The sequence below is a fragment of the Mucilaginibacter sp. genome, from assembly GCF_036383575.1.
In the GTDB taxonomy this organism is placed as follows: Bacteria; Bacteroidota; Bacteroidia; order Sphingobacteriales; family Sphingobacteriaceae; genus Mucilaginibacter.
On sequence record NZ_DASVOB010000208.1, the window covers coordinates 1 to 5636 of the forward strand.

The following is a 5636-nucleotide window of genomic DNA, read 5'->3' on the forward strand; positions in this document are numbered from 1 at the left end:
ACAAACTTCTTGTCGAACATGTAGGATAGCGTAACCGTGTTGATCTTGAGGTATGAGCCTTCTTCCTGCCACAAACTTTGGTCAGAACGGAGCGGCCTGATCTGGTTAAACCTCGAAAAAGAGTAGGGGTTAGGGTACTTGGATTGGTCGCCCGGGTTTCGCCATATATCCAGGTCATCCAGCGGTACAGCCGCCAGCAGGGCATAAGGGTCCTTCATGATCGATAAGCGGTCTGACAATGCATTATTTAATATCGTTCTCTTCGCTGTATAGGTGGCATAAATATTTAACCCGAAATTTTTATAGTTGATATTGGTAGACATACCACCAGTAATTAAAGGCTGCGAGTTACCGGTTATTTCATAATCCCGGTCATCGAGGATATAGTCGCCGTTGACATCTTTAAACCTCGGATCGCCGCCTTTAAAAGCTAACCCGCCGGTTTGATATTTTTTGCCGGTTACGGGATCAACAGGTACATTGGCGTCGGTTGAGTAAACACCCTGGTTGGTCAACAGATAGTTTGATAAGGTGTTTTTACCTACCCTGAAAACGATATGCTGATAGTTGTTGTAATCAAATTTGATGTACTGCCCGTTGTATTCGGCAGGTAATCTCAGCAGGTAATCGCGGTTAATAGCGCCATTGAATGATACCGTCCAGTTAAAATCCTTGCCTGTTATCGGCCTTACCGTTACCATCAGCTCATACCCATAATCGGCAATTGATACATCATTGCTTGATTTTTTCTGGAAACCTGTACTGTTAGGCAAAAACCTGTCAAACAATAAATTATCCACCTTTTTGTAATAGGTATCAAAACTAAAGTCGACTTTTCCCTGCAAAAGCGTCATGTCAAACCCAAGGTTGTACTGCGTAGTAGTTGTAGGCTTTAATGCAGGATTCGGTACAAATTCATAGTTAATACCGATGGTTGGATTGTTGTTAAAATTGCCATTCAGGTTGTACAAGCCATAAATGCTTTGCAAACTGCCGGTTGGCACAATGTTCTGGCCCCAGGTTAACCTTAAACCTCCCGAACTGAGCCAGTCCCAATTTTTAAACCAGTTCTCCTTGTAGTAATTCCACCTGAAACCGGCGGCAGGGTTTTTGGAATACGGATTCTCCAGGCCGTTTGAGGATGTACCATCTAAGCGGTAAGACAACTCCAGTACATATTTCTTTTTATAATCATAGTTAAAGGAGCCCGCAAATGAAGCAATAGTGGCGTTTTTAAAGTTTGATAGCACGCCGCCGCCTCTTGAGTTATAAGAGTCGGACCCTACAGGCCCCTGCAACTGATCATTAGGTATACGGCTTTGCCTGATGATGCCGCTTTGACCGCCTTGCTTATATATTTCATTAAAAGTATTAATGAATATGGTATGATCGGCACCGAATGTTTGGGCATAAGTAAGCGCATTACGATTATACAATGTGTAATTACGACCTTCATAATCATATACCTGTGCAAACTGAGCATTGGCAGCTGCAGGTGTAAAGGTTGATTCCGCGTCTGATGTATAGTCGTAGCTGATGCTTGAGGACAGGGCCAGACCTTTGATAAATTCATAGCGCCCATCAACATTGGTACGGATATTCCTGGTGCTGTTACTGTTTTGTGTTTGCAAGGCAGATGTAACACCATCGGGCGACAGATAAAAGGATGGCGGAGGCAATAGGGTAGAAGCCTGCCCGTTAGTGGCCACGCCCTGTTGCAGCAACCCGACGCCATTGCCTTTGGCCTGGCTTCCCAACGAACCGAATAATGAACCAAAGAACCTGAATTTATCATTCGGTTTAAACTCCATATTCATGTTCAGGTTATACCTGTCGAAACCGGTGTTTTTGATAACCCCTTTTTCTGAATAATAGCCCATGTTCACTTTGTAGTTAAAACGGTCGTTGCCGCCATCTAAGGCTACGTTGTGGCTCTGGTTATGTGTTGTGCCATAAAAAATGGACTGCCAGTTTGTTGAGTTATTCCAATACGCATTCAAACTATCAGCCAGGAAGCCGGTTTGTCCCAATCTCCTTAACTCATCAATAATGGTAGCATTGGATAAGATCTGCTGAATTTTTGCCTGACGTTCGGAATTACCGCCCAGCGTTGCACGCAGTTGCGGGGTAGCATTAACAAAGAAGTTACCAGTATACCTCACCCGGGGTACTTTAGAGTTTCCGCGTTTGGTTGTTATGATAATTACACCATAAGCACCTCTCGAGCCATACATGGAAGTTGCCTGGGCATCCTTCATTACCTGAATGCTCTGGATATCCTCTACCGGTATCAATGATAAAGGACTCACACCCGGCCCCTGTGTTTGAAAACCAAACTCAGCCGCTTTATCCGCATCCAATGGCACCCCATCAATAATATACAGGGGAGATGTGGGTTGTAAAAATGATTCGCTGCCGCTGCCGGATACACTGAGCGTTGATAAACCACGCACCTGAACCGAACCCCGGAAACCGGGGGCACCAGTATTGTTTTGAACGTTTAGGCCGGCTACTTTACCTTGCAATAAGTTTTCGACGTTTGAGGTTGGTACGTCCTGGATATCCTTGGCTGTTATGGTAACAGAAGCCCCCGGAGTTGATTCTTTATTCCTGTTTTGATAGGCTACAATGATCACCTCATTAAGACCTTTTTTTGTCTTCCGTTAGCGTAACTGTTATATTTTTTTGCCCGGGTTCAAGTTTTACTTTCTCCGTAACAAAACCTACAAACGTAAAAGTAAGTGTGCTGTTAGCCGGTACAGTAACGGTAAACTTTCCTTTATAATCGGTTTGTACCAGGCCCTTATTACCCATATATATATTTACACCTGGTAAAATTTTATTGGTTGCTTTTTCAAGCACCGTACCGGTAACCGTTATATTTTGTGCCTGTGCATTAACCTCTGAGCAGCAGAAGATCATGCAAACAGCAAGCACTATATAAAATAGTATGTGTTTTTTCATCGTGATAAGTTTTAATTCGGTTATTCGTCTTCAAACTTTGGATTGTCCTTCAAAAAATGGAATACGATCTCCCAGTCGCCCTTTTTGTATATAGCGAAATCTATCCCGAAACTTGCCACTACCCTGGTGCCGCCAAAGCCAATTCGTGAATACTTAAATTCGGCGTGGTCTCGGGTTCCTCCGGGCGCATAAACAGTTGGGACCTCCACCAGGGGAATAGGGTATGCAACATCGTATTGCACGTAGGTTGCAGTTTTTTGCATGTTAAACCCATGTACTATTTTATCCCAGGTTGTTTCGTTCAGTAAAGCCGGGTTCATCTCTACCGAATCTTTATTCAGGAATTTGAACCTTAGCGAATTGCCTGTTCCGCCGGTAAAGGGGCGGATATAAACTACCACATCCTTTTTATCATCATTACTCTGCAGCGCAATGTCGGTTTCCTTACCTATTACCCCATTTAAAAATGGCCTGATGTAGTTGCGGCTGGCCGGGTTATAAGGTGTTTTAGGGTGAGGTGCGGGCAGGCCGGAATAAATGTTAAAGTCGTCAGAAGGTTCATAAGGCCGTTCGCGGAATGGCCGTACCTGTAGGTCCCGGATTATCGTACTGCCGCCTGTATTGGTTATCTTAACATCAAAATAACGCGTATCCTGCGGGAAATTGGTACTATCAGACGGTCGCGGTGTGATCAGCGCATTGGTGGAAGAGCCCCACATAATGAACTCGCCCGATGAACGCACTTCAAATAAAGGATGGTCTTCCAGCTTGCGTTTTGCCTCTATCTCGGCCAGGCTCTTTTCAAGCCCGTTGTAGGGGGCTGTCCATACATAGGTCGGCTTTTTTTGAAAAAGATCGGTAACAGGCTTACCATCACCAAAACGCGCGTTGATGATCTCAAACTTTAACGGCTGGGTTGAATTATCGCCATTAAACCCTCCCATTAAAGAGGTACGGCCTAAAATTGGTTCAAAAACTTTATTGGCGTAGTTTACATTGTTACTCAGATAATCTTTTTCATCCGGAATCCCATACATCTTTTTACAACTACTCAGCGCGGCTGCAACAACCAGCAGAGCCATAGATCCCATTTTAATGAATGCTCGCATGTCTTTTCGTTTTTTTATCACATTAATATTTTGATCTTCCATTTTTACTTCACTTTATTAATGGTCCATTCAGCCAGTTGGAAAAGGCCTCCGTCGCGCAGCTCAGTAATATCTACCCTGTAAAATTTGTAAGCTGTGGTATTAGGGCACCTGAAAACTTTTGTCTGATATCTTTCTTCAAAAAAGAAATTGCTCCTGCGGTCTAACTCAGTCCAGGTTTTGCCGTCATTTGAGCCTTCGTAAGTCCAGGCCCGGGGATCACGTTCCGGGGCATCATTGGCAGATGTAAGGGTGTAAACCCCCGATACTGCAGGCTCATTGAGTTCAAACTGCATCCATAGCCGTCCCTGAAGGTCAGCCAGAAACTTGGTGTGGTCATCACCGTCAATTACTTTTTTAGAGCCTTCGCCATTATCCGGACCGCCATTGTTATCCCTTAAAACGGTAAGCTTACCACCTATGAGGGTCATGAGGTTTGGTGGCGGCGGAACAAAGGTTAAGCGCGATACAAATTCATCAAAACCGAAAATATGATCAGGGCTTACCACATGAACAATACCGTTTTTGGTACTGATATTATTGGAACCGGTTGTAGTGGTTGACCAGTTTCTGGTGAATTTGCTGCGTTTGGTATTGCTAAATTCAATAACATCGGGCCCGCCACCGGTAAGGCCGGAAGCTGATATTTTGGAAACCTTGCCATGCATAGGATATCCGAAACGTACGCTGGAAAGATCGAGCCCATCCTGGAGCAATAGCGAGTCGGTTGTGCGTTTACCCCTGACGATATAGTACGAAACCATAGTGTCCAGCTGTACGCCATCAACCTTTGCCAAAAACAGCGGATCCTTGTCGCTTTGCCTCCTTAACGTATTCAGGTTATTAATTGCCAGCTGAAAGCTTGGATTGGTAACCGCAAAAAGGGTAACATTACTATCCATGAGCGTTTGCTGCAAGCCCATCCGGTTTATTACAGCCAGTAATGAATCATATACACCGGGTTTGCTTTTCAAATACTCATAGGTATTACCCGCGAATTTTGAGTTTGTGCCTGCAGCGTCATGATAACCGCCATCCTTTTTACAGGCGGATTGCAGCAGTGCTGCAATCAACACCGGCGCCAAGGCACTCATATATTTAATTAACTTTTTCATATATGGTCAGTTTATTTCCAAAATGGATTTTGAGTTAACAGGTTATTTTGTGCGATAAGCTTGCGCGATACCGGCCAGTAGATCCCCTGCGAATTGATGAGTTTGAGAAATGCAGGGTTGTTTTGCTTGATCTTATTATATCTTACCAGATCGTACCAGCGCTGGCCTTCGCCCATCAGTTCACGGTGGCGCTCTTTAAATATCAGTTCGATAATATCCTGGTTACTGTCGATAGTATTTTCTGTCATGCCGCGTCGGGCCATTATCGAAGTCACTTCATTGATAGCGCCGTTCACATCGCCCAAAACTGCCAAGGCTTCAGCCCGCAGTAATACGATATCCTCTATCCTTGTAAAGATCAAGGCACTGGTGAAGTATCGGAATGTAGGATCTGAAACGCCTCCCTGTA

Annotated in this window: 5 protein-coding genes; all 5 read right to left on the reverse strand. The window is 44.4% G+C overall.

The features are described from left to right. Nucleotides 1-2636, reverse strand: a 2636-nt coding sequence (locus VF500_RS07555) for a SusC/RagA family TonB-linked outer membrane protein (RefSeq protein ID WP_330859088.1), incomplete at its 3' end; no start/stop codon positions are given. Nucleotides 2637-2640: 4 nt separating this feature from the next. Then, a complete protein-coding gene (locus tag VF500_RS07560) occupies nucleotides 2641-2964 on the reverse strand; it encodes a carboxypeptidase-like regulatory domain-containing protein (RefSeq protein WP_330859089.1) in 324 nt (107 codons plus the stop codon). A 20-nt stretch (nucleotides 2965-2984) separates the two neighbouring features. Next, nucleotides 2985-4073 carry a DUF5007 domain-containing protein gene (locus VF500_RS07565; RefSeq protein WP_330859090.1) on the reverse strand — a complete coding sequence of 363 codons (1089 nt, stop codon included), beginning with the start codon at nucleotides 4071-4073 and terminating at the stop codon, nucleotides 2985-2987. A 44-nt stretch (nucleotides 4074-4117) separates the two neighbouring features. Beyond that, nucleotides 4118-5227 carry a discoidin domain-containing protein gene (locus VF500_RS07570; protein WP_330859091.1) on the reverse strand — a complete coding sequence of 370 codons (1110 nt, stop codon included), beginning with the start codon at nucleotides 5225-5227 and terminating at the stop codon, nucleotides 4118-4120. 11 nt (nucleotides 5228-5238) lie between these two features. Then, nucleotides 5239-5636, reverse strand: a 398-nt coding sequence (locus VF500_RS07575; protein ID WP_330859092.1) for a RagB/SusD family nutrient uptake outer membrane protein, incomplete at its 5' end; no start/stop codon positions are given.

Excerpts from the sequence above, each read along its gene's own strand:
- VF500_RS07560 (WP_330859089.1), bottom strand. The coding sequence starts at position 2,964 with ATGAAAAAACACATACTATTTTATATAGTGCTTGCTGTTTGCATGATC.
- VF500_RS07565 (WP_330859090.1), bottom strand. The coding sequence starts at position 4,073 with ATGCGAGCATTCATTAAAATGGGATCTATGGCTCTGCTGGTTGTTGCA.
- VF500_RS07570 (WP_330859091.1), bottom strand. The coding sequence starts at position 5,227 with ATGAAAAAGTTAATTAAATATATGAGTGCCTTGGCGCCGGTGTTGATT.